Origin of the sequence: Peteryoungia wuzhouensis (assembly GCF_003205195.1) — a bacterium.
GTDB classification, from domain to species: Bacteria; Pseudomonadota; Alphaproteobacteria; order Rhizobiales; family Rhizobiaceae; genus Allorhizobium; species Allorhizobium wuzhouense.
This window is the reverse complement of record NZ_QJRY01000004.1, coordinates 208362-232009: the sequence shown is the minus strand read 5'-3', so window position 1 is coordinate 232009 and position 23648 is coordinate 208362. Positions and strand designations below refer to the sequence as shown.

Below are 23648 nucleotides of genomic sequence, written 5' to 3'. Positions count from 1 at the left end.
TCGAACAGATCGAGCAGACTCGACGTCAATTCGCGCTCTGGATCGCCGAGATCTGCCACAGGGTGCTAGGACGGCGGACGAAGGTCCACAGCTCGACGGACTCGGACGGGACATTTGCATCCCCCTCGACCACCGCATTGGTCTGGCGGTCAACCATGTAGTCGACAGCCTCGTAACGCATCGCGACGGTGGCATATTCGGCCTTCTCTTCAGCCCAGCTTTCAGCCACGTCACCCTGCACGAGCTGCACGTCGCGCACGACGTTCTTCACGCCCTTGGTGGCGTTTTCGCTCAGTTCCTCGGCGAGATAGGACATCGCTTCCGGCGTCGTGATCCGGCGCAGCGTGCCATAGTCTTCGGCCGCAAAGGCCGCCTGCATGTCCTTCAGCAGCTGCTCGAAGCGCTCGAGGTCGCCCTGGGTGATGCCGAGTTCGTCCGGCTGGCCGGGACGGGCGGCAGAGGCCGCCGCTGCGGCACCGCCGCCACCGATCTTCGGGATCTGGAAGCTGGAGCGACCGGCATCGCTCTGGTTATCGCGGGAAAGCCCGCCCAGGCCAGGGAAGCCACCGATGCCGGAATTGCTGCCGGCTCCGGCCGAGGCCGGCTGGCGGTTGGCAAAGGCGCGCATGGCGAAACGCACCAGGAAGAAGATCAGCAGGCCCTGGAGCAGCAGGCCCAGGAAGCCGAAGCCGCCGCCGAAGCCGGTGCCCATCAGCATGCCGAACAGGCCGCCGAGCAACAGGCCGCCCATCAGGCCACCGGCGAGACCGCCGAACAAGCCGCCCGGACGGTTAAGCCCCGGCGTCGCCGTCTGGTTTGCGCCCGGCTGGTTTGCATTCGTGCGCGGCGTCATGGTGCGCTCGATGGGGGCTGCCGGAGCCGGCGCCGTGCGGGTGACCGCCGGCTGGTTGAACGTGCGCGTGCCACGGCTGCCGAAGCCGCCAGACGCGCGCCGGGCCTCGGCGAAATCGACGGCCACGAGTGTGACCATCATGCCGAGTGCCAGCGTCGCAAAGATTTTTCCGTAATTCTGCATGGGGAACTCCCCTCCTCCTCGAACGGTCGTGGCCCGGTGGGCCTTGCAGCCCATATGGAGACCGCCCGGCCTCTTTTGTAGGTCGGGCGGTCAATTATCCAGTGAAGTTCAAGTGATCGCGTCAGGCTCTCAGCCAGAACTTGATGATCAGGCCGACGACCGTGATCGACAGAACCCCGGCCGCCCAGAGGCCGACGAACCACAGCAGTCGGGATGCCAGTCCCCGCTTGTCCATCAGTGATAGCCCTCGTCTGGATTGAGCTTTCCGCGGAAAACCCAATAGGCATAGGCCGTGTAACAAAGGATCATCGGCACCAGCACGACCGCGCCATAGAGCAGGAAGGACAGGCTGGCATCGGGCGCAGCCGCCTCCCAGATGGTGAGCGAGGTGGGCACGATATAGGGATAGAAGGAGATTCCGATGCCGGCATAACCGAGCACGAAAAGCCCCAGCGCAGCCAGAAACGGCTGCACGTCGCGACCGGTTTTGAGCCCTGACACGATCAGCCAAAGGCAGCCCAGCACGAGCGCCGGCACGACGAACGAGAAGACGATCGTCGGATAGCCGAACCAGCGGTCGAGATAGGCCGGTTCCAGCCAGGGCGTCCACAGGCTGAACACGCCCATGGCCGCGACGGTGGCCAGGGCAAGCCGAAAGGCGAAGACCTTCGCCCGCTCGGCGATCTCGCCCTCCGTCCGCATGACGAGCCATGTGGCGCCGAGCAGCCCGTAGCCGATCAGGAGCGCCACGCCGGTTGCCAGCGAAAACGGCGTGAGCCAATCCCACCAACCACCGGCATAGGCACGGTTTTCGACCGGAATGCCCTGGACGAGCGCACCGAGCGCGACGCCCTGGAAGAAGGTCGCCACCACGGAGCCGCCGGTAAAGGCCCAGTTCCAGAGATGTTCTGCCCGTTTCGTGCGCCAGCGATATTCAAAGGCGACGCCGCGAAAGATCAGGCCGAGCAACATGATGATCAGCGGTGCATAGAGGGCGGGCAGGATGGTCGCATAGGCGAGCGGGAACACGGCGAGCAGCCCGCCGCCACCCAGCACCAGCCAGGTCTCGTTGCCGTCCCAGACGGGGGCCACCGAGTTCATCATCAGGTCCTTCTCATGCTTCTCCGGAAAGAAGGGAAAGAGGATACCGACACCGAGATCGAAGCCGTCGAGGATGACATAGGCGAGCACGGCAAAGGCAATGATGCCGGCCCAGATGAAGGGAAGATCAATGGGCATGTTTGCCTCCATGGTGACCGGGCTGGGCAGCCGGCGTGATGCCGGAGGAACGGATCGGGCCGTCGTCGAGATCCGGCATCGGATCGCGCGGCAGCCGTGCCATCAGGCGCAGGATGTAGAAGGTGCCGGCCCCGAAGACGATGAAGTAGACGACGATGAAGGCGATCAGCGAGGCCGCGACCGCAGGGGCTGCGATCGGCGAGATCGAGTCGGCGGTCAGCAGATGGCCGTAGACCGTATAGGGCTGGCGACCGACTTCCGTGGTGATCCAGCCGGCGAGCACCGCGACGAAACCGGATGGCCCCATGACCAGCGCCAGCCGGTGCATCCAGTGGTTCTCGTAGAGCGTGCCCTTCCAGCGACACCAGAGCGAAAACAGCCCGACGCCGAGCATGGCAAAACCGATCGCCACCATGACGCGGAACGACCAGAACACGATCGCAACGGGCGGTTCCTTGTCGTCGGGCACCGTATCGAGGCCGCCAAGCGGTGCGTTGAGGTCATGCTTGAGGATCAGGCTCGACAGTTTCGGGATCTGGATGGCGTAGTCGATCCGCTTCTCTTCCGTGTTCGGGATGCCGAACAAGATCAGCGGCGCACCATCCGGATGGCTGTCGAAATGGCCCTCCATGGCCATGACCTTGACCGGCTGGTGTTCCAGCGTGTTGAGGCCATGCGCATCACCGGCGGCAATCTGGATCGGCGCGACGATCGCGGCCATCCACATCGCCATCGAGAACATCACGCCGGCGCGGCGCGGCGCCGTCCCCTTCAGCAGGTGCCAGGCGCCGACGGCCCCGACGACGAAGGCGGTGGTGAGATAGGCCGCAATGACCATATGCGTCAGGCGGTAGGGGAAAGACGGATTGAAGACGATCTTCCACCAGTCGACCGGCACGAACTGCCCGACCTCGTTGATCGCAAAACCATCCGGCGTCTGCATCCAGGAGTTCACCGAGAGGATCCAGGTGGCGGAAATCAGCGTGCCGAAGGCGACCATGAGTGTGGCGAGGAAGTGGAGCCCCGGGCCGACACGGTTGCGGCCGAACAGCATCACACCGAGGAAACCGGCTTCGAGGAAGAAGGCGGTCAGCACCTCGTAGCCCATCAGCGGCCCGATGACCGGACCCGCCTTGTCGGAGAACACCGACCAGTTGGTGCCGAACTGGTAGGACATGACGATGCCGGAGACGACGCCCATGCCGAAGGCGACCGCGAAGATGGTCTTCCAGAAGTCGAAGAGCTCCAGATAGACCTTGTCCTTCTTCCACAGATAGAGGCCTTCGAGCACGGCGAGATAGCTCGCGAGACCGATCGAGAAGGCGGGAAAGATGATGTGGAAGGAGACCGTGAACGCGAACTGGATGCGCGCGAGGATCTGTGCGTCGAAGTGTTCGAACATGATGACTGCGTCCTTCGTTTTCGACCTTGCTCGCCAGACAGCGCTCAAGGTGACAGACGTCAAGTATAGCCTTGCACCCCAGGATCAATGCGACAAGCCGCCATGCGGCAGTTCAACGCATCAAATGTTCCTTATATGCACCCTGCAATTCCCCGATCGTTCCAGAAACAAAGACGGCGCGGGTTTGATCCCGCGCCGTGCAATCTATCGTGCGTGAAGCGCTTCCGCGCTCAGGCCCTCAGTCGACGTTGAACACCAGTGGCTTGGCCTGCTTGACGGCCGGGTTTGCGGTCAGCTGGTCGAGGATTGCCTGGTCCACCGGGCCGTCGACATAAAGAAGCGCGATGGCATCGCCACCTTCCTTGTCGCGACCGAGCTGGAAGTTCGCGATATTGACCTTGGCATTGCCGAGCGTGGTGCCCATGAAGCCGATCATGCCGGGAACGTCGGTGTTGGAGATGTAGATCATGTTCTGACCGACATCGGCATCCATGTTGATGCCCTTGATCTGGATGAAGCGCGGCTTGCCATCCGAGAAGACCGTACCGGCGATCGAGCGCGTCTGCTTCTCGGTCGTCACAGTGAGCTTGATGTAACCGTCATAGACGCCGGTCTTGTCGCGCTTCACTTCCGAAACGATGACGCCCTTTTCCTTGATCATGATCGGGGCAGAAACCATGTTGACGTCGGCCACCTGAGGACGGATGAGACCGGCGAGCAATGCCGAGGTCAGCGCCTTGGTGTTCATGGTCGAGGTCACGCCGTCATAGAGGATCTCGATTTCCTTGATCGGGTTCTCGGTCATCTGGCCGGCGAACGAGCCGAGCACGTCGGCGAGACGGATAAAGGGCTTCAGGATCGGCGCTTCCTCAGCCGTGATCGACGGCATGTTGATCGCGTTCGAGACGGCACCCTTCATGAGGTAGTCCGACATCTGCTCGGCGACCTGCAGCGCGACGTTTTCCTGGGCTTCCGTGGTCGAAGCGCCGAGATGCGGCGTGCAGACGACGTTCGGCAGGCCGAAGAGCGGGCTTTCGGTCGCGGGTTCGACTTCGAAGACGTCGAAGCCGGCGCCGGCGACATGGCCGGACTTGATGGCTTCCGCCAGCGCCGCCTCATCGACGAGACCACCACGGGCGCAGTTGATGATGCGCACGCCGGGCTTCGTCTTGGCGATGTTGTCCTTGCCGAGGATGCCGCGGGTCTTGTCGGTCATCGGCACGTGAAGCGTGATGAAGTCGGCGCGCGGCAGAAGCTCGTCGAGCTCAACCTTCTCGACGCCCATTTCCTGAGCGCGTTCGGCCGACAGGAAGGGGTCATAGGCGATGACATGCATGCCAAGGCCGATCGCCTTCTTGCAGACGATGCCGCCGATATTGCCGGCACCGATGACGCCGAGCGTCTTGCCGGTGATCTCGACACCCATGAACTTCGACTTTTCCCACTTGCCGGCCTGGGTCGAGGCATCGGCCTGCGGCAGCTGGCGGGCAACGGCGAACATCAGGGCAATCGCGTGTTCGGCCGTCGTGATCGAGTTGCCGAACGGCGTGTTCATCACGATGATGCCGCGCTTGGAGGCTGCCGGAATGTCGACATTGTCGACGCCGATGCCGGCGCGGCCGATGACCTTGAGGTTGGTCGCAGCCGCGATCAGCTTTTCCGTCGCCTTGGTGGCGGAGCGGATGGCCAGACCATCATAGTTGCCGATGATTTCGGCAAGCTTTTCCTTGTCCTTGCCAAGCTTCGGCTGAAAATCCACTTCGACGCCGCGATCGCGGAAGATCTGGACGGCGGTTTCCGAGAGTTCGTCGGATACGAGAACGCGAGGTGCCATGACGAGGCCTCCTTCAGAGAGTTCGTTTGAATGAGATGAGGAAACTTCGGGGCTCCGCCGCTTTGGCGGAGCCGAATTGATCAAGGATCAGGCGGCAGCCTTGGCCAAAGACGCCTTCTGCGTCTCATAGGCAAAGGAGAGCCACGGCATCAGAGCCGCCATGTCTGATGTCTCGATCGTCGCACCGGCCCAGATGCGAAGGCCAGCCGGCGCATCGCGATAGGCGCCGATGTCGAAGGCGACACCCTGCTTTTCGAGCGTGCTGGCAATGCCCTTGGCAAAGGCGGCCTGGGCATCGGCGTCGAGTGCCGTCACCTCAGGGTCGACGATCTTGACGCAGACCGAGGTGTTGGAACGCGTGGCCGGATCGACCGCGAGATTGGCGATCCAGTCGTTCTTCTCGATGAAGTCGAAGATCACCTTGGCATTGGCGTCGGCGCGAGCGATCAGGGCGTCCAGGCCACCGATCGACTTTGCCCACTTCAGCGCATCGACATAGTCTTCGACACAAAGCATCGACGGCGTGTTGATGGTTTCACCGACGAAGATGCCTTCGATCAGCTTGCCGCCCGAGGTCATGCGGAAGATCTTCGGCAGCGGCCAGGCCGGCACATAGGTCGTCAGACGCTCGACGGCGCGCGGGGACAGGATGATGACGCCGTGACCGCCCTCGCCGCCCAGAACTTTCTGCCAGGAGAAGGTGGTAACATCGAGCTTGGAGAAGTCCAGGTCCTGCGCAAAGGCTGCCGAGGTGGCGTCGCAGATGGTCAGGCCCTTGCGGTCAGCCGGAATGAAGTCGGCATTCGCCACGCGAACGCCCGAGGTCGTGCCGTTCCAGGTGAAGACGACGTCTCGGTCGAAATCGACGGCAGCGAGATCCGGCAGCAGGCCGTAATCGGCATTGAACTTGCGCACATCGGCGAGCTTCAGCTGCTTCACCACATCGGTGACCCAGCCGGCGCCAAAGCTTTCCCAGGAGAGCATGTCCACGCCGCGTTCGCCGAGCAGCGACCACATGGCCATTTCAACGGCACCCGTGTCGGAGGCCGGAACGATGCCGATGCGGTAGTCAGCAGGAACCTTGAGAATTTCGCGGGTAAGGTCGATGGCCAGCTTCAGCTTTTCCTTGCCGACCTTGGCGCGGTGCGAACGACCGAGCGGGGCATCGGAAAGCGCTTCGAGCGACCAACCGGGACGCTTCGAGCAGGGGCCAGACGAAAAATGAGTGTTTGCCGGACGCGCGGCGGGGGCGATCACATCAGCCATATAGATACCCTTCCAGGTAATTAGCCTCTCGTTGGGGAGAGGTGTCCCGCCGTCGGAACTACTCTTGTCGCCGATGTCAGTCAAGCGGGTCCGCGTCGCGATAAGCAAAATTTTTGTTCCCTTCGCGCCAGGCCTCGTGTCGCAGCCCGAGCGCCTGACGATCACCCGCACGGCGGCTGTCATCAATCCGTCATGCACCGGGCGCAAGAGCGATGAACTGCCTGCCACCATGGACATGATCCAGATGTTTCCGCTGACCAGCACCATTCCCGGCCTCGTCTGGGCCTATCGCGTAAGCTCGGGCACGGGCTCGGAGCGCCTTCCTGCCGACTGTACGGCCCTCGACGCCCTTCCCGGCGATGGCTTCGTCTGGCTGCATCTCAACCTCGCCGACACCCGCCTGCCGAGCTTTCTCGAGCAGTTTCCCGGCCTTACTCCACCGGTGCTGTCGGCACTGACCACCCATGACACCCATGCTGCACTCGGGATCGACGAGGGGCTGCTCTACGGGACGCTGGTCGACTTCCAGCGGGAATTCGATTCAACCACGCGCGACATCGGCTGGCTGCACTTCGCGCTCTCGGAAAAATTCATCATCACGACCCGCCTGCAGCCGATCCGGTCGGTCGACAAGGTGCGGGCGGCCGTGGAGAAAAATGCCAGCCGCTATGCCTCACCCCTGCAGCTGTTCGAGGTTCTGGTCGCCGAATTCCAGCGTGGGCTCATCGCCGTGGTGCTCGAACTGACCGAGGAACTCAACCAGATCGAGGATCTGGTCTATGGCAGCGAGTTGCGTGACGAGCGCCGCCGCCTCACTCCCGTGCGCCGCCTGATCGTGCGGCTGCACCGCCATTTGCGCACCATGCTGCTGATAATGCGCCGTGCGGCGGCCACCGATGATGACGAAATGCCGGAGGGGGTCGAGGAAAGCCTGGTCCGCCTGTCCGGCCGCCTCGAAGCCGTCGATCAGGACGTGCAAGCGCTGGCGGACCGCGCAAGGCTGCTGCATGAGGAACTCGATTCCAAACAGAGTGCCGAGACCAACCGGCATCTGTACATCCTGTCGCTGATGACCGCCCTGCTCCTGCCGCCGTCGCTCGTGACCGGCTTTTTCGGCATGAACACCACCAACCTTCCCTTCGCCGAAGGCTTGCATGGCACAGGTTATGCCTTCGCCTTCATCGTGATCTCCGTGATGTTGTCCTGGTGGGTTCTGCGCCGCACGGGCATCCTCTGACGGCAGAATGCAAAAAGGCCCCGTTTCCGGGGCCTTGGAAAGTTGGATCGGGGTGACCGCCTCACGGCGGCCCTGCCCTTCCTGCGATTATTTGTAGACGATCGGCTCGACCGGCGGCTCGTAGGCAACCGGCTGTTCGCAGCCACCGAAGACGTAGCGCGCGCCGGCATGGATGCCGTGGCTGTAGTAGCCCTTGTCGTAACCCGGACCACCATTGGAGGCGTAGCCGAACATGTCGCCGCCCAGCGTGTGGCGGAATTGGTAACCGATATCGGCCTTGACGTTGCAGGTCACGTCAATCGACGCACCGGCCATCAGCTGGTAGGCGAAGCGCCAGCTGCCCTTGCCGCCATGTTCGACCGTGGTGTCGCAACCGCTGCCATCGTCGGCGCAAGAGGTGTTGCGCAGCTTGTCCCACTTGACGTAGGAGCCGCCGATGCCGGCGCCGACATAGGGCGTGAAATAGGCGTAGGAGCCGAGGTCGACATAGGCATTGGCCATCAGGGTATAGGCCTTCATCGAGGCAAGGTCGCTCGACGTACACGTGACGGCGCACGCGCCAAACCCAGCCCCTCCGCCGGTCGTCGAACCATTGAAATCCGACTTGAACATGTAGTCGAAGGTCAGGTCGGTGCGCAGGTAGCTGTTGACCTGATAACCGACACCGGCGCCGACGGTGAAGCTGTCCTTGATCGAGGCCGTGTTGAACTCACCCACAGTGTCGTTCGAGCCCTGAAAAAACTCGGCGCCCCGCAGCTTGTTGAAGTTGTAGCCCAGATCGCCGCGCAGATACCAGCCGGAGGCTTCGGCAACGGTCACTTCCGGTGCATCGACATAAGCCGGCTGAGGTTCTGGCTGGTAAAGGTCGGCCGCATGCGCGACCGAGCTTGCCAGCAAGGCAGCTGCAGCGACTGCAAAAATGGTTTTCGTCATGGCAGGAGACTCCAAAATCCCAGCGTTGTCTCATCAGGCCGTCTGCTGCCTGACAATGTGAACTGACACAGACAATGGAGTGGAAAAGTTAAGTTCGGATTAACTACGGACGTTAACTATAGTCGTTCAATATCGGCCGGAAACGATACTTCAATCTGAAGCCCGAGTGACTGAAACATTGGAACAATTGAAGTGAAGGCAGGACGCTGCCTCGGCGCGCTCTGCGGCAAGCCGGTGGCTCGTTTTGACACGCGTTCCGAGACGCCCCGCCGCCTATTCGGCGGCGACGCCCAGATCGATCCGATCACCCAGCCCGGCAAACAACTCGACCGACCGCAGCCGCGCGTCGAGATCGTGGATCGGGGTGGAAACGATGACTTCATCCGGCGCCACCTCGGCAAGCAGCGCATCAAGCTTGCCTGCGGCCGTATCCGGCGAACCGACGATGGCATAACGCAGCGTATGCTCGACACCGATCCGCTCGATCTCCGACCAGAAGCCATCCATGCTGTCGACCGGCCGCGGGAATGGCCGACGCACATTGCGCCGGAGATTGACGAACTGCTGCTGCGCCGAGGTGAAGAGGCGGGAGGCCTCCTGATCGGTGTCGGCGACAGCCGCCATCACGCCCACCATCACATGGGGCGACTGCAGGCTATCCGACGGCTCGAAGCGCTGGCGATAGATTTCCACCGCTTCGCCCAGCTGATCGGGCGCGAAATGCGAGGCGAAGGCATAGGGAAGACCGAGCGCCGCCGCCAGATGCGCGCTGTAAAGGCTGGAGCCGAGCAACCAGATCGGCACATTGCTGCGCATGCCGGGCACCGCGAGCAGGCCATGGTCTTCGTTCGGCTCGCCGAGCAGGCGCTGCAATTCGATGACATCGTGCGGGAAACTTTCTGCCCCCGCATCCATGTTGCGCCTGAGCGCCCGTGCCGTTCGCATGTCGGTGCCGGGAGCCCGTCCCAGGCCGAGATCGACACGTCCGGGAAACAGCGCTTCGAGCGTGCCGAACTGCTCGGCGATCACCAACGGCGAATGGTTGGGCAGCATCACGCCGCCGGAGCCGATACGGATCGTCGAGGTCCCTGCCCCGACATGAGCGATCACGATGGCGGTTGCGGCGCTGGCAATGCCCGGCATTCCATGATGTTCCGCCAGCCAGAAGCGTTTGTAGCCATTGGCTTCCGCGACCTGCGCCATCCGGCGCGAGGCATCCAGCGCCTCGCGGACCGTGTGGCCCTCGGCGATCGGCGAAAGGTCGAGAATGGAGAAATCGATCATGGCATCAATCCTGTGCTGCGCTCGTCTCTGTCATGTAGTCAACCGGCCACCGAGGCCCAAGAGGTGACGATAATAAATTATAATCACTTCGCATGTTTTCGCTTTGTTCACATTTTGCTGGCAGTGAACAGGCATTCCGACATAAGGTTTCCCATGACTTCCACGATTCGCATCATCGGCATAGACCCAGGGCTCCGTCGCTGCGGCTGGGGCGTCATCGAGACGCTGGGCAACTCGTTGCGTTTTGTCGCCTCCGGCACCGTCACCTCGGATGGTGACATGGACCTTGCCTCGCGCCTGTGCCAGTTGCATGACGGATTGGCCGAAGTCGTGCACACCTATACGCCCGACGAAGCGGCGGTTGAGCAGACCTTCGTCAACAAGGATGCGGTGGCGACCCTGAAGCTCGGCCAGGCCCGTGGCATCGCCATGTTGGTACCCGCCCGCGCCGGACTTCCGGTTGCGGAATACGCGCCGAATGCCGTGAAAAAAGCCGTGATCGGCGTCGGCCACGGCGAAAAGGCGCAGATTCACATGATGCTGAAAATCCTGATGCCCAAGGCTGAATTCAAGGGCAACGACGCCGCCGACGCCCTCGCCATCGCCATCTGCCACGCCCACAATCGCGGCGGTGATCGCATGCGCAAGGTCCTCGCCTCCGCCTGATTTGTTCTTGACTTGTTCCGCGATCGTCGATAAGTAATACCGAAGAGGTATTACCATGCGCGTCACCGAAAAAGGCCAGGTCACCATCCCCAAGGACATCCGCGATCGGCTCGGCATCAAGCCGGGTTCGGATGTCGACTTCGTGGTGGCAGACGCGGGCATCATGCTGGTCAAGAACGGCGATACAAGCGATGCATTCAAGAACTTCGACGCCTGGGCGAGAAGTGTCGAGGGGACTTTCGACACCAATGGCATGACCTCAGACGAATATGTCGATTGGCTGCGAGGACCGCGTGATGACCTCGACCGTCATTGATACCAATGCACTGATCGATGTGCTCGGGCCGAATAGCGCGACGCGGGCGTGGTCAGTGGACGCAATGCGCCGCTGCTTCGAGGAGGGGTCGTTGGTGATCAACCCGGTCATCTGGTCTGAGTTGGCTGCCTCGCCGTTGAGCGAGCAACAGCTCAGCCAGGCGCTCGATTGGCTCGACTTGAAGAAAGAACCCTTGTCCTATGAAGTGGCCTTCCGGGCTGGAAAGGCGCATCTGCTTTACCGACGAAGCGGAGGGCAGCGCGAACGCACCCTTCCGGATTTCTTCATCGGCGCCCACGCGGCCGTCCGGTCCCACCGCCTACTGACGCGGGATGCGGCGCGCTACCGAAGCTATTTCCCGGATATCGACATCATCTCCCCCGAAACCCATCCCCTGTAACGCGACGGACGCATCCCATGATCGGCAAACTCAAAGGCACCATCGACGAGATCGGCGACGACTATGTCCTCGTCGACGTCCACGGCGTCTGCTACGTCGCCCACTGCTCCTCGCGCACCCTCGGCCGCATCGGCTCTGCAGGGGAGGCAGTGATCCTGTTCATCGAGACCTATGTGCGCGAGGACCAGCTAAAACTCTTCGGCTTCATGAGCGCGCTGGAGCGGGAATGGTTCAACCTCCTGCAAAGCGTCCAGGGCGTCGGCGCCAAAGTGGCGCTGGCCGTCCTCTCCACCCTCACCCCGTCGGAACTCGCCAATGCGATTGCACTCCAGGACAAGGCCGCGATCTCCCGCGCCCCCGGCGTCGGCCCGAAGGTGGCGCTGCGTCTCGTCACCGAACTGAAGAACAAGGCCCCGGCCTTTGCCGGCGAAGCCTCGGCCAATATCGGCCTCAAGCAGGAACTCGGCGAAGGTGCGGCCTCCGCCCCGGTTGCCGACGCCGTCTCGGCACTGACCAATCTCGGCTATTCCCGCGACCAGGCCGCCAATGCCGTGGCTGCAGCCTTGAAGAACGGCGGCGAAGGGGCAGACAGTGCGAAACTGATCCGGCTGGGGCTGAAGGAGCTGTCGCGGTGAATTGTCCTCCGAATTTGTCTCATTCCGACATTTCTGCTATTGTCGGAAAAAGCGAAAGATGTCGGAGTGCCGCATGAGAGTTTGGGACGTCACCATGTCGGCCAAGGGCCAAATCACCATTCCCAAAGAGCTGCGCGAGCAGTTGACGCTAAGCCCTGGCGATCAGATGGTTTTCAGCGTGGTCGACGGAGAGATCGTCATCACCCCCAAGAATATCGACCTTAAAGATCTCGCTGGCTTCCTGGGCACCCCGCCCAACGGACGCGCGACACTCGAAGAGATTGACGAAACCGTCGTGCGGACGGCAGGCGCAAACGCCCTGTCTGCGAACAGCGACGATCCGTCCGACATCGCGGCATGACCCTGGTCGGCCTCGACACCAACATCGTCATCCGGCTTCTGACCAATGACGATCCTGACCAAAGACATGCAGCCCTGCGTTTTGCAGAGGGGCTCGGCAAGAACTATCTGGCCTTTCTTCCCCTCATCTGTGTACTGGAACTGGACTGGGCGCTGCGCTCGCAGCTCGGCTACACCAGACGAGACGCATCAGCGGCCATAGGCAAACTCCTCCAGGTCCGGGGCCTGACCGTCGAAAGCCACGATCTCGTCGTAAAGGCGCTACGGCAGGTCGACCAGAAGAATGCAGACTTCGCCGACGCCTTGATTGCGGCCCGATCTCTTCAAGAAGGCTGCGCCTCCGTAAAGACCTTCGACAAACGCGCCGCCTCCCGCGTGCCCGGCATGGAACTTCTCGCATGATGACCAACAACCCGATCCTGACGCCTGAAAAACGCGGCGAAGACCTCGATGCGGCGCTGCGCCCGCAGACGCTCGACGACTTTACCGGCCAGGCGGAAGCCCGCGCCAATCTGAAGATCTTCATCGAGGCGGCGAAGAACCGGGGCGAGGCGCTGGATCACGTCCTCTTCGTCGGCCCCCCCGGTCTCGGCAAGACCACGCTTGCCCAGATCATGGCCAAGGAACTCGGCGTCAACTTCCGCTCGACCTCCGGCCCCGTCATCGCCAAGGCCGGAGACCTCGCCGCCCTCCTCACCAATCTCGAAGAGCGCGACGTTCTCTTCATCGACGAAATCCATCGTTTGAGCCCCGCCGTCGAGGAAATCCTCTATCCGGCGATGGAAGACTTCCAGCTCGATCTGATCATTGGCGAGGGTCCTGCGGCCCGCTCGGTCAAGATCGACCTGTCGAAATTCACCCTGGTGGCCGCCACCACCCGGCTCGGCCTGCTCACGACCCCGCTGCGCGACCGCTTCGGCATTCCGGTGCGGCTCAATTTCTATACAGTCGAAGAACTGGAATCGATCGTCCGCCGAGGTGCCCGCCTCTTGAACCTGCCGATGACGGAAGATGGCGCCCGCGAAGTCGCCCGCCGCGCCCGCGGAACACCCCGCATCGCCGGACGTCTCCTCCGCCGTGTGCGCGACTTCGCCGAAGTCGCCCGCGCCGAAGCCGTGACCCGCGAAATCGCGGATGAAGCCCTGACGCGGCTCAATGTCGACAATATGGGTCTCGACCAACTCGACATGCGCTATCTTTCGATGATCGCCGTCAATTTCGGCGGCGGCCCTGTCGGCATCGAAACCATCGCGGCCGGCCTGTCGGAACCGCGTGACGCCATCGAGGACATCATCGAGCCCTACATGATCCAGCAGGGTTTTATCCAGCGCACGCCGCGCGGCCGTGTTTTGACCGCAAACGCGTGGAAGCATCTGGGAATGCAGCCGCCGAAGGACCTGGAGGCCGCGCAATTCCGGCTGACGCTCGAGGACGACTGAATGATCACACGGCGGGGGCTGATGAAGCTCTTCGGAGCGGGAGTTCTGAGCCTGATCGCGACGGCCGCCTATCCGTTCACAGAGGTTTTCCGCCGTCCTGAGATCCGTCGATACGCCTTGAGCCCAAAGAACTGGCCATTGGGGCTAGACTTGCGCGTGGCAGTTCTGGCCGATTTCCATGCGTGCGAACCGTGGATGGACGTGTCGAGGATCGAAGCGATATGCGCCATGGCCAACGAGCTGGAGCCTGATATCTGTCTGCTGCTCGGCGATTACGCCGCTGGGACCAACGTCGTCAGCAACTATGTCGACGCGGCAGACTGGGCAGCCGCACTTGCGACCCTGCAGGCACCGCTCGGCATCCATGCCATTCTCGGCAATCACGACTATTGGGAGGACATCGCCTTCCAGCGCGACCCTTCGACTGGGAACATCGCGACGAAGGCGCTCCGGCAAGCGGGCATTGCGGCCTATGTCAACGAGGCTGTGCGGATGGAAAAGGATGGCCAGGCATTCTGGATCGCTGGCCTCGGCGATCAGATGGCTCTGCGCCCCGGCAAGAAGTTCAACCGTAAGACCATGACCGGGATCCATGACCTGGCAACGACCATGGGTCATGTCACCGACGACGCGCCGGTCATCCTGATGGCGCACGAACCCGATATCTTCCCTGAGGTGACCGAACGCATCAGCCTCACGCTGAGCGGTCACACGCATGGTGGACAGATCAATCTCTTCGGCTGGCATCCCGTCGCGGCATCGCGCGGTTCATGGCGTTATCCGGGTGGCCATTTCCACGAAAACGACCGGGACCTCATTGTCTCGCGCGGTCTCGGCTGTTCGTTTTTGCCAGTCAGAATCGGCGTCCGCCCCGAAGTCCTCCTGCTCGAACTGGGTTCCGCCTGATGTCCAAACGCACCCTCATCACCATCAAGGACGGCAAGCGGCGCTTCAACCACCGCATCGCCGGCCTTGCCTTCCGCGACGACCATGTCCTGGTCCATCGCGCCACCCACGAGACCTTCTGGACCTTTCCGGGCGGGCGCGCAGAGATCGGCGAGACCTCGACGGAGACTCTCCTGCGCGAAATGCAGGAGGAACTGGGTGTTGAAGCAAAGATCGGCCAGCTCCTTTGGGTCGTCGAAAACTTCTTCGACTACGAGGGCAAGGCCTGGCACGAACTCGGCTTCTATTATCGCATGGAGATCCCGGAGCAATTTCCCTTCCACGCGACGGACATCATCCATCGCAACGAAGACGGCAAGAACAGCCTGGAATTCAAATGGGTGCCGGCGACGCGCGAGGCCCTGAAGGCGCTCGACATCCCGCCCTATTTCATCGCCGACGAGATCGAAAACCTGCCAGCCTCGCCCCAGCACGTGGTCTGGCATGATGGGGACCTGGACACGCCATGACCGACGCCATCAGGTTCATCCGCAAGCTCGCCTTTGCCAACATGCTGGCGAATGACCGGCTGCATGAGGCGATCAGCCTCCTTGAACCCGGAGAGTTCGAGGCACCCCGCACCAGCTTCTTTCCCTCGCTGGTCGCAACGCTCAATCACATCCTGATCGTCGACTGGTTCTATATCGACGCGCTGGAAGGCGGCACGCTTGGCCCGAAAGCCTGGGAGGAGGAAATTCCGTTTCCGAACCCCAAGGAGCTGCGCAACGCTCAACGGACATCCGACCGACGGCTGCTGACGTTCTGTCAGTCGCTGCGCGGTGAGGATACCGCCCGCCCCGTCCATATCCACCGTGCAGGTCGTATTCAGGTGGAGCGCACAGACGACGTCCTCTCCCACCTCTTCCAGCACCAGACCCATCATCGCGGCCAGGCCCATGCCATGCTGGCGGGCACCAGCATCAAGCCGCCGCAGATCGACGAATTCATCGTCGCGGATGATGCCGCAAGCCGCGCCGATGCCATGCAAAGGCTGGGTTTGACCGAAGCCGAGGTGATGCAACTGGACAGTTGAGCCTGTCATGCGCTAGCGAGCGCAGAACGCGAAGCCCCCCTCGGCAATCGTCTCAGGTCAGGCCCATCTCGAAACTCGCCCTCCGGAGATCCACCATGATATCAGTATCCATTCCCCTCTCCGGCGAGATCATCGACGGCGTGCATTCCCTTACCCAGCGCGTCTACTACGAGGACACCGATTTCTCCGGCGCGGTCTATCACGCCCGTTACCTGCATTTCATGGAACGCGCCCGCACCGATTATCTTCGCTGCCTCGGCGTCGAGCAGTCTGCCCTGTTCGAGACATCCGACGAGGGCCTCGCTTTCATGGTCCATCGCATGGAGATCGACTTCAAGGCTCCGGCCCGTATGGACGACATCGTGACGGTGCGCACGCGCACCGAAAAGGCGGGCGGTGCCAAGATGATTCTCGAGCAGGAAATTCTGCGCGACGACCGGCTTCTGATCGCAGCCAGGGTGGTGATAGCCGTGGTCAATCGCAGCGGCCGTCCCCGCCGCCTGCCCGAAACGCTCGCATCACAGTTCCTCGGCCAAGCCTGACAAGCCCGTGATCGGCCCGAAAAGTAACGCCTTCTTAACCATAATAGGGTCTTACTCCGGGCTGGGAGTTTGTGCAGCGCACGCCTTCCTTTGACCAAATTTTCAGCCCAGAAGGCATTCTGGGAGCTTAGGCGGGATAGGGATGTCGGCGGCAGCGACCGCATTCTTCCAGCAGCACAGCTCATGTCGCCGCCCGGTCCTTTCGCCGGGCGTTTGGATTTCGGGGAATATTTGGCATGGAACAAGTTGGAATGGCAGCAGCAACCCACGACGTGAGCCTGTGGGGACTGTTCATGCAGGCGGGCCTGATCGTCAAGTTTGTCATGCTCGGCCTCCTGGCCGCCTCGGTCTGGACCTGGGCGATCGTCATCGACAAATATCTGAGTTATGCCCGCGCCCGTCGCCAGTTCGACCAGTTCGAACAGGTCTTCTGGTCCGGCCAGTCGCTGGAAGAACTCTACCGCACGCTCGCCGAGCGCAACAACACCGGCCTTGCCGCCATGTTCGTTGCCGCCATGCGCGAATGGAAGAAGAGCTTTGAGCGTGGCGCCCGCTCGCCGATCGGCCTGCAGATGCGTATCGACCGCGCCATGGACGTGACCATGGCCCGTGAGTCGGAAACGCTGGAAGGCCGCCTCTCCTCGCTTGCCACGATCGGTTCTGCAGCACCCTTCATCGGCCTGTTCGGCACCGTCATCGGTATCATGACCTCGTTCCAGGCGATCGCCGGTTCGAAGAACACCAGCCTCGCCGTCGTCGCCCCCGGTATCGCCGAAGCGCTGCTCGCAACCGCCATCGGTCTCGTCGCCGCGATCCCCGCCGTCATCGCCTACAACAAGTTCTCCGGTGAAGCCGGCAAGCTGACGGCGCGCATGGAAGGCTTCGCCGACGAATTCTCGGCCATCCTGTCGCGCCAGATCGACGAGAAGCTGCAGCCCCGCCAGGCGGCGCAATAAGGCCTCGACGGCAGGAGATTAGACCATGGGTATGTCAGTCGGTTCAGGTGGAGGTGGCGGAGGTCGTCGCGGACGTCGCAGCAACAAACGCGCCCTCGTCAGCGAAATCAACGTCACCCCGATGGTCGACGTCATGCTGGTGCTCTTGATCATCTTCATGGTCGCAGCCCCGATGATGACGGTCGGCGTTCCCATCGACCTGCCGCAGACGCAGGCCAAGGCGATGAACAGCGAAACCCAGCCAATCACCGTCTCGGTCAATCCGAAGGGCGAGATCTACCTGCAGGAAACGGCAATCCCGATCGACGAGGTCGTGCCGAAACTGCAGGCGATTGCCACCACCGGCTACAGCGAACGCATCTACGTGCGCGCCGATACCGCCGCCACCTACGGCATTGTCATGCAGGTCATGGCGCGGATTTCGGCCGCCGGTTTCACCAATATCGGTCTCGTGACCCTACAGGAACAGCAGAACTGATCGGACGACATGAAGGGCAGCCTCTTCACATCTTCGTTTCTGCACGGACTGGCGCTCGTAGCGACGCTGGTGAGCCTTGGCTCGCCTGAAAAGCTGGAAGTGGCCAACATGGAATCGCTTCCGGTCGACATCGTGCCGATTGAGGAGTTCACCCAGATTCAGCAGGGCGACAAGAAAGCCCCGCTGGCGGAGAAGTCGGCCCCCGTTCCGACCAAGAAGCCGCCGATCGCGCAGCCTGCTGAAAACTTCGGTGACAATGAAGTCGACCTGAAATCGCCGCCGACACCGTCGAAACGCCCGGTCGAGCAGGAAGTGGCGGCAGCGCCCGAGAAAGTCGAGACCCCGGTCCCCGAGCCGGACCCTGAGGTCAACGACGTCAAGGAAATCATCAAGGAAGAGACGGCTCCGCCACCGGAGCCGAAACCCGCCGAGCCGACTCCGCCTGAACCCACCAAGCCACCGGAACCGGCACCCGCCGAACAGGCGGCTGCCGAGGAAATTCCGCTTCCCGAACAGGCGCCGATCCCGGCCGCCCGTCCGCAGCCTGAGGTCGCCAAGCCCGCCGAGAAAAAGCCGGAGCCGAAGTCGACGCCGAAAAAGGACGCCAAGCAGGACACCAAGACGCAGGAGACGGCCAAGTCGAAGCAGCAGATGGAAAGCGACTTCAACGCTGATGAAGTGGCCGCCCTGCTCAACAAGACGGACGCAGCCGGTGGCGGCGCCAAGCGCTCGACCGACAAGGCCGCACTTGGTGGCAAAACCAATACCGGTGGCTCCAAGCTCAGCCAGAGCGAAATGGATGCCCTGCGCGGCGCCATTCAGCAGAACTGGCTGATCACCCCGGGCATGGCCGATGCCGCTGACGTGCGCATCCGTGTCACCTTCCGCCTGAACGAAAACGGCGAACTGGTCGGCGAACCGGAAGCGACCGCGACCGGTGGCTCGCCCAGTGCCCAACAAGTCCTCATGAGCGGCGCCGTGCGTGCCGTTCGCAAATCCGCCCCGTTCACCAATCTGCCGCGGGACAAATACGACGCTTGGTCTGAAGTTGTCGTCAATTTCGACCCCAGCGAACTGATGTAAGAGCTGAAAGGCTTCGAGAGCATGAAAAACGCATTCCTCCGACTTCTGCTGGTCTGTGCCGGCCTGGCCGGCGCCTTCGTTTCCCCCGCGAACGCAGCCGTGGAAATCAATATCAACCGGGGCAACGTCCAGCCGTTGCCCATCGCCATCACCGACTTCGTCTCGACCGACGGCATCGGTGCACAGATCTCGGCCGTGGTCGAAGCCGACCTGAAGCGGTCGGGCCTCTTTGCCCCGATCAACCGCCAGGCCTTCATCGAGAAGATCTCCAATCCCGACCAGCCGCCGCGCTTCGAGGACTGGAAGGCCATCAAGGCAGACGCGCTCGTCGTCGGTCGCATCACGCGCGAGGCCGATGGTCGGCTCCGCGCCGAATTCCGTCTGTGGGACACCTTTGGTGGCCAGCAGATGACCGGCCAGCAGTTCTTCACCGATCCGAAGAACTGGCGCCGCGTCGCCCATATCATCGCCGACGCGATCTATGAGCGCATCACCGGCGAAAAGGGCTATTTCGATACCCGCGTCGTCTTCGTCTCGGAAAGCGGCCCGAAGACCGACCGCAAGCGCCAGCTGGCGATCATGGACCAGGACGGCGAAAACGTCCGCATGCTGACCAACAGCAAGGACATCGTTCTGACGCCGCGCTTCTCGCCGAGCCGCCAGGAAATCACCTACATGTCCTTCGAAGGCGACCAGCCGCGCGTTTACTTGCTCCAGCTGGAGACCGGTGGCCGTGAAGTGGTCGGCAATTTCCCCGGCATGACGTTTGCCCCCCGCTTCTCGCCCGATGGCCAGCGCGTCATCATGAGCCTGCAGCAGGACGGCAATGCCAATATCTATACGATGGACCTGCGCTCGCGCACGACCACCCGCCTGACCTCGACGGCGGCCATCGACACCTCGCCCTCCTATTCGCCTGATGGCAGCCAGATCGTCTTCGAAAGCGACCGTGGCGGCCGCCAGCAGCTCTATGTCATGGGTGCCGATGGCTCCGGCCAGCGCCGTATCTCCTTCGGCGACGGCTCCTACTCCACCCCGGTCTGGTCCCCGCGCGGCGACCTGATCGCCTTCACCAAGCAGTCCGGCGGCAAGTTTTCGATCGGCGTGATGAAGACCGACGGTTCGGGCGAACGCATCCTGACCACCGGTTTCCACAATGAAGGCCCGACCTGGGCGCCGAATGGTCGCGTGTTGATGTTCTTCCGTCAGAACGCCGGCGCAGGCGGCCCGCAGCTCTTCTCGATCGACCTCTCCGGTTACAACGAGCAGCTGGTCAAGACCCCCTCCTTCGCATCCGACCCGGCCTGGTCGCCACTGATGGAATAGAACTGACGAAAAAGAGGCGCGAAAGCGCCTCTTTTTTGCCGTAAACACCAGCAAATCGAGCCCATTCCCATCCGAATTGACGATTTGTTAACCATGATTGTTGGAAGCCGGTTAACCGCGATTGGTTATGGTCCAGCAACCCTAACAGGAAATTCAAGGAGACCGGCATGAGCCGCATTCATACTCCGGCCAAGAGCCGTCTGCAGACCCTCGCAACGAACCCGGCCCTCATCGCCCTGACGATGGCCCTGGCACTGGCCGGCTGCGCCAACAAGAAGAACCTGCCCAACAGCGCCGGCGACCTCGGCCTTGGCGCCAATGGTGCCGGTGCGGCGACCCCGGGCTCCGCCCAGGATTTCACGGTCAATGTCGGCGACCGCATCTTCTTCGACACCGACTCGACCTCGATCCGCGCCGACGCGGCCCAGACGCTCGACCGTCAGGCCCAGTGGCTGCAGCGTTATCCGAACTATGCCATCACCATCGAAGGCCATGCCGACGAACGCGGCACCCGCGAATACAACCTGGCGCTCGGCGCACGCCGTGCCGCTGCGACCCGTGATTACCTCGCCCAGCGTGGCATTCCGGCTCAGCGCCTCAAGACCATCTCCTACGGCAAGGAACGTCCGGTCGCCGTCTGCGACGACATTTCCTGCTGGTCGCAGAACCGCCGCGCCGTCACCGTCCTCGGTGGCGCCGGCATGTGATCCGAAAAGGATCGCCTGAACAGAGAAGGCGGCCCCCGGGCCGCCTTTTACATTTCTCCTTAGTTTGGCCGAACTTGGTTGCTTTTTGCAGGCAATTGGAAAAATCTCCTGTGAGCGCCGGTTCGGTGCACTTCATCGCGAAAACAGGAAAAGGGACATGAAGAAACTTGTGATGGCCGCTCTGTTGGCGACGGCCTCGCTCACGGGACTGCATGGCAGCGCAGAGGCGTTCCAGCTGTTTCCGAACGTCTCGCTCGGACACAAGAAGGCGCCGGAGCAACGGCTGCGGGCCCAGGTCCAGTTGGCTCAGGCTACAGACCCGACGCTACGCGTCCAGCAACTCGAGGAAGAGCTTCGCGCGCTGAACGGCCGTATCGAAGAAATGAGCTTCCAGCTTCTGCAGATGCAGGAAACCATCCGCAAGCAGCAGGAAGACAACGAGTTCCGCTTCCAGGATCTTGAGAAGAAGAAGACCGGCTCCCTGTCGAAGCCGGTGGATGGAGGCGGCGGATCCGATTCCGTCGCTGAAATCATTACGGACACTCCGGACGTCGGCGCCAGCGCCGACGTTTCCGGTTCCGCACCCGGCGAACAGACGCTCGGCCAGATCGCGCTCGACAACAGTGGCGTCCCGGTCGACACCACGATCAATGACAGCGCCGTCGGCAATGGCTCCGCGCTGCCGGGCGTCGACGCACCAACCGTCGCGCCATCGGTCACCCCGCCCGCTGCCCCCAAGCAGACGGCCTCGCTGAACTCCGAAGCCGACGTTTATCAGGTCGCCTATGGCCACGTGCTGTCGGGTGACTACAGCCTCGCCGAAAGCGAATTCCGCGACTTCATCGAAGCCTATCCAAGCAGCGCGAAGATCGCTGACGCCAATTTCTGGCTTGGTGAGGCCCTTTACTCGCAGGGCAATTACAACGAGGCGGCCAAGACCTTCCTCAACGCCCATCAGACCTACAACACCTCGCCGAAGGCGCCTGAAATGCTGCTCAAGCTCGGCATGTCGCTGGCAGCCCTCGACAACACCGAGACCGCCTGCGCGACGCTGCGCGAAGTCTCCAAGCGTTACCCGAAAGCCTCCCGCGCCGTCGTCTCGAAGGTTGCGAGCGAGCAGAAGCGCCTGCGTTGCTGACGAGCGAGAAGGCGAGGCCATCGGTCCTGCCTGAACCACGCCTGCCCGACGCTGCGGCACACGCCTTCCTATCCTCCCTGAAGAAACCGACACGCCTGCTCGTCGCCATTTCCGGCGGCAGTGATTCGACCGGTCTGCTGCTCGCGCTCAAACAGGCGCTCGAGACGGCTAACCATCCCCTGCCCCACTCCCTCTGCGCCGTCACCGTCGATCACTGCCTGCGCGCCGATTCCACGAAAGAGGCGCGCGCCGTCAAGGCTCTGTGCGAGCGGCTGTCCATTCCCCATCGCATTCTCGACTGGACCGGCGAAAAGCCCCTGAGCGGCCTGTCTGCAGCCGCCCGAAATGCCCGCTACGGCCTGCTTGCCCAGGCAGCCGACACGTTAGCCGCCGACGCCGTCGTTACAGGTCACACGCTGGACGACCAGGTCGAGACGATCGCCATGCGGGCCGAACGCTCGACCGAAGCAGCACTCGGCCTTTCCGGCATGGCATGCGCGACCTTATACGAGCGGCGCCTCTGGGTCCTGCGCCCCTTCCTGCAGACCACACGGGAGGCCATCAGAACGTTTCTCACAGATGCCGGCGAGACCTGGATCGACGATCCCAGCAATGACGACACCCGCTCCGAGCGGGTGCGGGTCAGAAACCTGAGGCTTGAACCGGATCTCGCCGCCATCACCCGGACCGGTCAGGCGCGTCGCGAACTCTCAGCCCAGGCTGCCGGGTGGATCGCCCGCCATGCCCGGCCGGTTGGGATGCAGGCGATCCAAATCAGCCTCGCCGATACGCCCGCGCCAACAGAGGCTGTCCGGCACGCGCTCTCGACCCTCGTAGCCATTCTCGGAGGCCGCCCACACCGTCCGGCAAAGACGGCGCTCGACCGCCTTACGACCCACCTAGCAAGGAATGGGGATTTCGCCCTCACGCTCTCCGGCTGCCTCATCGTCAGGCGAAAGACGAGCCTCTTTCTCACCCGCGAAAGGCGCGGTCTTTTGCCGCTCCCCCTGCCGGCGGGAGAACGTCGCATCTGGGACGGACGCTACGAAATCGCCAATCATGCCGGGACGGACCTGATCGTCGCGCCCGGTCCGTCAATGGTCATCGCGGCTGACCTTCCCCACCGCATGCGCACGGCCATTATGGCAAATACCCCGCATATCCAGACGTCCGAGGGCAAGAACGACATCTCGGGTGACGATTTCACCATCACGCCGCGCCTCTCGCTCTTTGATCCTTTCCTGCCGGATTTCGAACTCGCACTCGCCGACGAAATCGCAAGACTTCTCGACCGGGAACCGGCCATTGCCTGTCCCGTTTAAGACTTATTGACGGAAAACGATGGGATAAGGCCGGTTTGCCTTGGCAATGGCGCAGTGCGCTCCTATGTTAG

Annotated in this window: 26 protein-coding genes; 19 read left to right on the top strand and 7 right to left on the bottom strand. The window is 62.4% G+C overall.

Annotated elements, in window-relative coordinates; genetic code table 11:
* Positions 1-25: 25 nt before the first annotated feature.
* The 5 genes from DMY87_RS12645 to DMY87_RS12620 form a co-directional block, all read right to left on the bottom strand.
* The gene (locus DMY87_RS12645; protein WP_110791780.1) at positions 26-1036 is read right to left on the bottom strand and encodes a TIM44-like domain-containing protein; all 1011 of its coding nucleotides are present in this window, start codon (positions 1034-1036) and stop codon (positions 26-28) included.
* 234 nt (positions 1037-1270) lie between these two features.
* Complete coding sequence (gene cydB, locus DMY87_RS12640) at positions 1271-2275, bottom strand: cytochrome d ubiquinol oxidase subunit II (RefSeq protein ID WP_110791779.1); 1005 nt, start codon at positions 2273-2275, stop codon at positions 1271-1273.
* The gene (locus tag DMY87_RS12635; protein ID WP_110791777.1) at positions 2265-3677 is read right to left on the bottom strand and encodes a cytochrome ubiquinol oxidase subunit I; all 1413 of its coding nucleotides are present in this window, start codon (positions 3675-3677) and stop codon (positions 2265-2267) included. Before DMY87_RS12635 ends, cydB begins: the two co-directional genes overlap by 11 nt.
* A gap of 238 nt (positions 3678-3915) precedes the next feature.
* Positions 3916-5511: a phosphoglycerate dehydrogenase gene (serA, locus tag DMY87_RS12625; RefSeq protein WP_110791774.1), complete on the bottom strand. Its 1596-nt coding sequence runs from the start codon at positions 5509-5511 to the stop codon at positions 3916-3918.
* 87 nt (positions 5512-5598) lie between these two features.
* Positions 5599-6777, bottom strand: a complete 1179-nt coding sequence (locus DMY87_RS12620) for a phosphoserine transaminase (RefSeq protein WP_110791772.1) — start codon at positions 6775-6777, stop codon at positions 5599-5601.
* Between the two features lie 244 nt (positions 6778-7021).
* Here DMY87_RS12620 and DMY87_RS12615 point away from each other — a divergent pair, with 244 nt between their 5' ends.
* Positions 7022-8014, top strand: a complete 993-nt coding sequence (locus DMY87_RS12615; RefSeq protein ID WP_425353499.1) for a transporter — start codon at positions 7022-7024, stop codon at positions 8012-8014.
* Positions 8015-8101: 87 nt separating this feature from the next.
* Here DMY87_RS12615 and DMY87_RS12610 read toward each other — a convergent pair whose 3' ends face one another.
* Both DMY87_RS12610 and DMY87_RS12605 read right to left on the bottom strand, forming a co-directional pair.
* Complete coding sequence (locus DMY87_RS12610; RefSeq protein ID WP_110791771.1) at positions 8102-8947, bottom strand: outer membrane protein; 846 nt, start codon at positions 8945-8947, stop codon at positions 8102-8104.
* 273 nt (positions 8948-9220) lie between these two features.
* Positions 9221-10231 (bottom strand): LLM class flavin-dependent oxidoreductase, encoded by a 1011-nt coding sequence (locus DMY87_RS12605; protein ID WP_110791769.1) that lies wholly within the window; start codon positions 10229-10231, stop codon positions 9221-9223.
* Between the two features lie 153 nt (positions 10232-10384).
* On the opposite strand from DMY87_RS12605, the gene ruvC reads away from it, so the two are divergent.
* From ruvC to tilS, 18 genes are all read left to right on the top strand, one after another.
* Positions 10385-10897: a crossover junction endodeoxyribonuclease RuvC gene (gene ruvC / locus DMY87_RS12600; RefSeq protein ID WP_110791767.1), complete on the top strand. Its 513-nt coding sequence runs from the start codon at positions 10385-10387 to the stop codon at positions 10895-10897.
* A gap of 55 nt (positions 10898-10952) precedes the next feature.
* On the top strand, positions 10953-11213 hold the full coding sequence (locus DMY87_RS12595; RefSeq protein ID WP_110791766.1) for an AbrB/MazE/SpoVT family DNA-binding domain-containing protein: 261 nt from the start codon (positions 10953-10955) through the stop codon (positions 11211-11213).
* Positions 11194-11613, top strand: coding sequence for a type II toxin-antitoxin system VapC family toxin (locus tag DMY87_RS12590; RefSeq protein WP_110791764.1), 420 nt, complete (start codon positions 11194-11196; stop codon positions 11611-11613). Before DMY87_RS12595 ends, DMY87_RS12590 begins: the two co-directional genes overlap by 20 nt.
* Before the next feature lie 17 nt (positions 11614-11630).
* The gene (gene ruvA, locus DMY87_RS12585; protein ID WP_110791763.1) at positions 11631-12248 is read left to right on the top strand and encodes a Holliday junction branch migration protein RuvA; all 618 of its coding nucleotides are present in this window, start codon (positions 11631-11633) and stop codon (positions 12246-12248) included.
* A gap of 94 nt (positions 12249-12342) precedes the next feature.
* The gene (locus tag DMY87_RS12580; protein ID WP_245408906.1) at positions 12343-12609 is read left to right on the top strand and encodes an AbrB/MazE/SpoVT family DNA-binding domain-containing protein; all 267 of its coding nucleotides are present in this window, start codon (positions 12343-12345) and stop codon (positions 12607-12609) included.
* Entirely contained in the window at positions 12606-13010 is a 405-nt protein-coding gene (locus DMY87_RS12575; RefSeq protein WP_110791761.1) for a type II toxin-antitoxin system VapC family toxin, read from the top strand. The genes DMY87_RS12580 and DMY87_RS12575 overlap by 4 nt, the downstream gene beginning before the upstream one ends.
* On the top strand, positions 13007-14047 hold the full coding sequence (gene ruvB, locus DMY87_RS12570) for a Holliday junction branch migration DNA helicase RuvB (protein WP_110791760.1): 1041 nt from the start codon (positions 13007-13009) through the stop codon (positions 14045-14047). Before DMY87_RS12575 ends, ruvB begins: the two co-directional genes overlap by 4 nt.
* Positions 14048-14953: a metallophosphoesterase gene (locus tag DMY87_RS12565; protein ID WP_110791758.1), complete on the top strand. Its 906-nt coding sequence runs from the start codon at positions 14048-14050 to the stop codon at positions 14951-14953.
* Positions 14953-15462: an NUDIX hydrolase gene (locus tag DMY87_RS12560; protein ID WP_110791757.1), complete on the top strand. Its 510-nt coding sequence runs from the start codon at positions 14953-14955 to the stop codon at positions 15460-15462. The genes DMY87_RS12565 and DMY87_RS12560 overlap by 1 nt, the downstream gene beginning before the upstream one ends.
* The gene (locus tag DMY87_RS12555) at positions 15459-16025 is read left to right on the top strand and encodes a DinB family protein (protein WP_110791755.1); all 567 of its coding nucleotides are present in this window, start codon (positions 15459-15461) and stop codon (positions 16023-16025) included. The genes DMY87_RS12560 and DMY87_RS12555 overlap by 4 nt, the downstream gene beginning before the upstream one ends.
* A 95-nt stretch (positions 16026-16120) precedes the next feature.
* Positions 16121-16567 carry a tol-pal system-associated acyl-CoA thioesterase gene (gene ybgC, locus DMY87_RS12550; protein WP_110791754.1) on the top strand — a complete coding sequence of 149 codons (447 nt, stop codon included), beginning with the start codon at positions 16121-16123 and terminating at the stop codon, positions 16565-16567.
* 236 nt (positions 16568-16803) lie between these two features.
* The gene (gene tolQ / locus DMY87_RS12545; RefSeq protein WP_062279877.1) at positions 16804-17523 is read left to right on the top strand and encodes a protein TolQ; all 720 of its coding nucleotides are present in this window, start codon (positions 16804-16806) and stop codon (positions 17521-17523) included.
* Positions 17524-17548: 25 nt separating this feature from the next.
* Complete coding sequence (tolR, locus tag DMY87_RS12540) at positions 17549-18001, top strand: protein TolR (protein WP_110791753.1); 453 nt, start codon at positions 17549-17551, stop codon at positions 17999-18001.
* A 9-nt stretch (positions 18002-18010) separates the two neighbouring features.
* Positions 18011-19084, top strand: coding sequence for a hypothetical protein (locus tag DMY87_RS12535; protein WP_110791751.1), 1074 nt, complete (start codon positions 18011-18013; stop codon positions 19082-19084).
* A 21-nt stretch (positions 19085-19105) separates the two neighbouring features.
* The gene (gene tolB, locus DMY87_RS12530) at positions 19106-20410 is read left to right on the top strand and encodes a Tol-Pal system beta propeller repeat protein TolB (RefSeq protein ID WP_110791749.1); all 1305 of its coding nucleotides are present in this window, start codon (positions 19106-19108) and stop codon (positions 20408-20410) included.
* 167 nt (positions 20411-20577) lie between these two features.
* Positions 20578-21117, top strand: coding sequence for a peptidoglycan-associated lipoprotein Pal (gene pal / locus DMY87_RS12525; RefSeq protein ID WP_110791748.1), 540 nt, complete (start codon positions 20578-20580; stop codon positions 21115-21117).
* A 157-nt stretch (positions 21118-21274) separates the two neighbouring features.
* Positions 21275-22255, top strand: a complete 981-nt coding sequence (gene ybgF, locus DMY87_RS12520) for a tol-pal system protein YbgF (protein ID WP_110791746.1) — start codon at positions 21275-21277, stop codon at positions 22253-22255.
* Positions 22249-23577: a tRNA lysidine(34) synthetase TilS gene (tilS, locus tag DMY87_RS12515; RefSeq protein ID WP_165826217.1), complete on the top strand. Its 1329-nt coding sequence runs from the start codon at positions 22249-22251 to the stop codon at positions 23575-23577. Before ybgF ends, tilS begins: the two co-directional genes overlap by 7 nt.
* Positions 23578-23648 lie beyond the last annotated feature (71 nt).

Excerpts from the sequence above, each read along its gene's own strand:
- DMY87_RS12645 (WP_110791780.1), bottom strand. The coding sequence starts at position 1,036 with ATGCAGAATTACGGAAAAATCTTTGCGACGCTGGCACTCGGCATGATG.
- cydB (WP_110791779.1), bottom strand. The coding sequence starts at position 2,275 with ATGCCCATTGATCTTCCCTTCATCTGGGCCGGCATCATTGCCTTTGCC.
- DMY87_RS12635 (WP_110791777.1), bottom strand. The coding sequence starts at position 3,677 with ATGTTCGAACACTTCGACGCACAGATCCTCGCGCGCATCCAGTTCGCG.
- serA (WP_110791774.1), bottom strand. The coding sequence starts at position 5,511 with ATGGCACCTCGCGTTCTCGTATCCGACGAACTCTCGGAAACCGCCGTC.
- DMY87_RS12620 (WP_110791772.1), bottom strand. The coding sequence starts at position 6,777 with ATGGCTGATGTGATCGCCCCCGCCGCGCGTCCGGCAAACACTCATTTT.
- DMY87_RS12615 (WP_425353499.1), top strand. The coding sequence starts at position 7,022 with ATGTTTCCGCTGACCAGCACCATTCCCGGCCTCGTCTGGGCCTATCGC.
- DMY87_RS12610 (WP_110791771.1), bottom strand. The coding sequence starts at position 8,947 with ATGACGAAAACCATTTTTGCAGTCGCTGCAGCTGCCTTGCTGGCAAGC.
- DMY87_RS12605 (WP_110791769.1), bottom strand. The coding sequence starts at position 10,231 with ATGATCGATTTCTCCATTCTCGACCTTTCGCCGATCGCCGAGGGCCAC.
- ruvC (WP_110791767.1), top strand. The coding sequence starts at position 10,385 with ATGACTTCCACGATTCGCATCATCGGCATAGACCCAGGGCTCCGTCGC.
- DMY87_RS12595 (WP_110791766.1), top strand. The coding sequence starts at position 10,953 with ATGCGCGTCACCGAAAAAGGCCAGGTCACCATCCCCAAGGACATCCGC.
- DMY87_RS12590 (WP_110791764.1), top strand. The coding sequence starts at position 11,194 with ATGACCTCGACCGTCATTGATACCAATGCACTGATCGATGTGCTCGGG.
- ruvA (WP_110791763.1), top strand. The coding sequence starts at position 11,631 with ATGATCGGCAAACTCAAAGGCACCATCGACGAGATCGGCGACGACTAT.
- DMY87_RS12580 (WP_245408906.1), top strand. The coding sequence starts at position 12,343 with ATGTCGGCCAAGGGCCAAATCACCATTCCCAAAGAGCTGCGCGAGCAG.
- DMY87_RS12575 (WP_110791761.1), top strand. The coding sequence starts at position 12,606 with ATGACCCTGGTCGGCCTCGACACCAACATCGTCATCCGGCTTCTGACC.
- ruvB (WP_110791760.1), top strand. The coding sequence starts at position 13,007 with ATGATGACCAACAACCCGATCCTGACGCCTGAAAAACGCGGCGAAGAC.
- DMY87_RS12565 (WP_110791758.1), top strand. The coding sequence starts at position 14,048 with ATGATCACACGGCGGGGGCTGATGAAGCTCTTCGGAGCGGGAGTTCTG.
- DMY87_RS12560 (WP_110791757.1), top strand. The coding sequence starts at position 14,953 with ATGTCCAAACGCACCCTCATCACCATCAAGGACGGCAAGCGGCGCTTC.
- DMY87_RS12555 (WP_110791755.1), top strand. The coding sequence starts at position 15,459 with ATGACCGACGCCATCAGGTTCATCCGCAAGCTCGCCTTTGCCAACATG.
- ybgC (WP_110791754.1), top strand. The coding sequence starts at position 16,121 with ATGATATCAGTATCCATTCCCCTCTCCGGCGAGATCATCGACGGCGTG.
- tolQ (WP_062279877.1), top strand. The coding sequence starts at position 16,804 with ATGGAACAAGTTGGAATGGCAGCAGCAACCCACGACGTGAGCCTGTGG.
- tolR (WP_110791753.1), top strand. The coding sequence starts at position 17,549 with ATGGGTATGTCAGTCGGTTCAGGTGGAGGTGGCGGAGGTCGTCGCGGA.
- DMY87_RS12535 (WP_110791751.1), top strand. The coding sequence starts at position 18,011 with ATGAAGGGCAGCCTCTTCACATCTTCGTTTCTGCACGGACTGGCGCTC.
- tolB (WP_110791749.1), top strand. The coding sequence starts at position 19,106 with ATGAAAAACGCATTCCTCCGACTTCTGCTGGTCTGTGCCGGCCTGGCC.
- pal (WP_110791748.1), top strand. The coding sequence starts at position 20,578 with ATGAGCCGCATTCATACTCCGGCCAAGAGCCGTCTGCAGACCCTCGCA.
- ybgF (WP_110791746.1), top strand. The coding sequence starts at position 21,275 with ATGAAGAAACTTGTGATGGCCGCTCTGTTGGCGACGGCCTCGCTCACG.